The sequence below is a fragment of the Acetobacter sp. genome, from assembly GCF_047721705.1.
Taxonomy (GTDB): Bacteria; Pseudomonadota; Alphaproteobacteria; order Acetobacterales; family Acetobacteraceae; genus Acetobacter.
Window position 1 is genome coordinate 1 of sequence record NZ_JBDNXK010000167.1, and the last position, 3,478, is coordinate 3,478.

Annotated in this window: 2 protein-coding genes and 2 pseudogenes; 2 read left to right on the top strand and 2 right to left on the bottom strand. The window is 55.1% G+C overall.

Annotation, left to right across the window (positions count from 1 at the left end; genetic code table 11):
• Positions 1-218: 218 nt before the first annotated feature.
• Positions 219-1,703 carry a hypothetical protein gene (locus ABF824_RS16070; protein WP_415457156.1) on the top strand — a complete coding sequence of 495 codons (1,485 nt, stop codon included), beginning with the start codon at positions 219-221 and terminating at the stop codon, positions 1,701-1,703.
• Positions 1,704-2,128: 425 nt separating this feature from the next.
• Here ABF824_RS16070 and ABF824_RS16075 read toward each other — a convergent pair.
• Positions 2,129-2,982, bottom strand: a pseudogene (locus tag ABF824_RS16075) (OB-fold nucleic acid binding domain-containing protein); the annotation flags it as partial.
• A 62-nt stretch (positions 2,983-3,044) separates the two neighbouring features.
• Here ABF824_RS16075 and ABF824_RS16080 point away from each other — a divergent pair.
• Positions 3,045-3,194: a hypothetical protein gene (locus ABF824_RS16080; RefSeq protein WP_415489967.1), complete on the top strand. Its 150-nt coding sequence runs from the start codon at positions 3,045-3,047 to the stop codon at positions 3,192-3,194.
• Positions 3,195-3,371: 177 nt separating this feature from the next.
• Here ABF824_RS16080 and ABF824_RS16085 read toward each other — a convergent pair.
• A pseudogene (locus ABF824_RS16085) lies at positions 3,372-3,478 on the bottom strand (TetR family transcriptional regulator); the annotation flags it as partial.

Genomic DNA, 3,478 nt, shown 5'->3' on the forward strand with positions numbered 1-3,478 from the left:
GTCCACAATACCATCGCCGCCTGAATACGCCCGCGTCTCCCGCCGGATGCTTACTTCAACTTCGACAAAGGTGCAGTGAAAAAGCAGCGTCCACAGAAGTATAAGACTGCTGAAGGTGTGAAGATCGACGTGCCGGAGCAGGCTTCGGATACCGTGAAAACGACAACAACTGCATCGGGTACCGTCATTACCATCACGACTAGCCGATTGACGAACCTATGACGCTCGACGAGATTGTCGAACTCGGTGTACTGTTTCAGCGAATGGCCGCATCGGAAGGTGCAGTCTTTACCGAGACGACGTCGGTCTGCCGAGTCGATCAAATCTCGAAAATTACCGCTGCGGACTTCAAACGGATTTCTGAATTGGCCTCGGCGCTGGCCCAGGCCAAGCGAGGAAAGCTGGCCGTGTTTGGAAGCATCAGCGGGGAAGTTGACCTCGAAAGGGGGGACGTGTCGAGCATAGAGGGCGAAGCTGTCGCCGTTCGTCTGACGAAGAACGTCGAAGCGGAGGCGGCGTATTTTGTCACTCGAGGAGGCTTCGAGGCGGCCCTCAGTGATGAAGAGTTCATGCGTGGCACTCGAAAAATCTGGATCGCCGAAGATTTTTTGCCCTTTTCTACGAGATCATGCGTCTATTCGCCTTGGGGGAGCGCGGTCAAACATAAGCGCTTCGAAGACACCTTTGACAGCCCACGGCGGTTAGTTCGGGACCAGAGCTATCTTTCGGCTCCAACCGACATCAGACCTTGGTACCTTATGATTCCAGGTGATGAGAATTCCGGCGTTTTCGCCGCTTGGAAAGAAGCTGCCGTGAGGAACCTGATCTTTTGTCTGCCAACCGAAATTCGAGCCTCGGATGAAACCCGACAGGTCGTGTTGAAAGGCGCCAGGTCTGTCTTCGCCGATGTCGATCTCAGCAAGTCGCAATCTCAGCTTTTTGACGTTGTCACGGATGCGGTCCGGTGGGTCTACGATCAACGGCGTGATACCGAGACGAAGTTCCACCTGCTCAACAACCACTTGGCGTTGTACTGGCCGGAGAAGGCTAAGTGGCCCATGGGTCTGGCAGACGTGTTGGACCACGCGTTGGCCAGCGCTCGAGAGGCCTTTGCTTTCCACCTGCAGGACGATAGCAAGGAAGCAATCAAATCACTAGGCGATCTCCGGAAGGCTTTGCAGGAAGAGGTTACGCGATCGCAGTCAGCCACGCGCGATCTTTTGTCTGCTCTTTGGCGAGATGCAGCCATCGCGGGTGCGGCATTTGCTTTGCGTTCGGCTACAACCAATTCCTCTGCGGTGAACATTGCCTCGTTGGGTGCAGCGGCTCTGCTGTTTGCGAGCTTGCTGACCACGGTGCTTTCCAATTGGCGATTTGATGTCCTCGCCAAGCAAGTGCGCGGGCAATGGCGGGAGCGCCTTTACGCCTTCATGTCCGAGAAGCAGTGGGTTGAACTGGTGACCCGACCAGTCTCTCGAGCTCGATGGGTTTATCGAGTTTCAATTGTCCCGGTGTTCGCAGTCTATGTTGTGCTGATTGGTGCACTCTTGTGGGTAGTGTATCCCGCCGAAGTGATGGCAGTTGCGGGGCCTATCCTCGCCGTGTTGTCAGACGCTTGGCATTCGATTGGCGACCTATGGGATCGGTTTACACCTGCTCCGATCTTAACGCCTTCGCCCCCATCTACACCAACACCCTCATAACCCGGGCGTGAAATGTCCGCTTTGCGCCAATATCAGACAGAGCCTACGCTGGTCTTCCATGACGGCAATGAAGGCGTAAGAGGACAGGGCTCTGAATAAAGAAACCTTCTGTTTGACGAGGGCTGGGGCCCATTAATTTTAGGAATGGGTCAGGCACAGGCAGAAAAAAGTTTATTGAAATAGTCTATTAATACCGCTTCGCTCTCAACTTGCGATTGTCGCAATTTGAGGATCAATCCTGCCCCCGCAACCAGAAATTATCCAATATAATTAGTATGTTAAGCCGTCCGTAAGGGCGGCTTTCTGCGTTCCGAATATACGCGCAGGATGCACATAGGATGCAACTGGGAGTGAAACTCCAGCGTAGGTTGCGCCTAAAACAGGCTATGTCACGATTTCGTGAGCTTTATCGGCGGTCTTATTGATCAGTGGAAATTACGCGATGTGACGACGATACGCTCACCGGCGGAATTGCTGTCATGGGTGCTCTCAGCCGAGGAGCGATTACCGACGTCTGCGAGCAGCCCGGAAAGGTCGGTGATCTCTTTTGCTAGCAGATGCACGACGTCACCTTCCTTCTGGAGCATGCCTGTCACCGCCAGCATCTGTCCGCCAAGCACGACGCGCCGGTTCGCATCGAACATATCCGGCCAGATGATGATGTTCATGTTGGCCGTCTCGTCCTCCAGCGTCATGAACACCACGCCTTCGGCGGAGCCCGGTCGCTGCCGGACCAGCACCAGCCCGGCGACAGTCAGACGCTTTCTGTCCTTTGCCGCCAGTGCCTGCCGACAGGATATGATGACCCTGGCCTGAAGATCCTCGCGTAGGAAGGTCAGCGGATGATCCCACAGAGTCAGGCCAAGGCGGTTGTAATCCCGGACCACCTCGGCCCCGTCGCGCATGGGTTGCAGCAGCACATCCGGTTCTTCAGCTTCCCGTGTCACCTGTGCTGCCGCAAACAGGGGTAATGGTTCATCGCGCAGAGCCTTGATCGCCCAGAGCGCCTCGCGCCGTGCCAGTCCGAGCGAGGGCCGAAACGCGTCAGCCTCAGCCAGATGGGTCAGCGCTGCCGCTTTGACACCTGCCCGACGCCACAGATCATCGACTGAGGTAAACGGGGCGTGAACGCTCGTGCGGCAACAATCCGGGCCGCATCGTCGTTGGCCAGTTCCTTGATCAGACTCATGCCCAGTCGTAAGGCAAAGCGGCCATGCGGTGTTTCCGGCCCTCCCAGTGTGCTGTCCCAGCGTGAGGCATTTATACACACAGGCCGAACTGGACTTGTAACGGTTTTGTGCCGACCAGAAGCTGGGTGAAGAGCGCAGTCGAGAGAATTTCGTGGCACCGAGCCGGATTCTGTGTCTCGGCCAGACGCAGCTACGTCAGTTGGTCAATGTGGGCGTGCAGCGTGGTCTGCTGCTGCCTACTGGCGCTGAGGATCCGGACGTCGCCCAGCATTGCGGGATTTTTGCTGAAAAGCCTCATTAATGGGAATAGAAATCCCACTTTGTCAGTAACCTATTTTAATACGTTAATTACGAGAATACCCTTAATTGAGATGAAAAAATGATTTCAGGATTTTTAGGAATGAGACTGCCTTCTGTTTCGTTTTGATCATCAACGAAATTATTGCTCAGCCTGAAAAAACGATACGTCGTAGTCCAATCAATCGCTGCAACACATGCCATCCAGCAACACATCCAGCGAGGCCGGGACTGGCGCTGACCCGACTTTCTCCTCCAGCAACTGATTACTGATCGCCAGCATGGCCA

What these genes read in the sequence shown, in the direction of transcription:
- ABF824_RS16070 (WP_415457156.1), top strand. Translation starts at nt 219, where the DNA reads ATGACGCTCGACGAGATTGTCGAACTCGGTGTACTGTTTCAGCGAATG.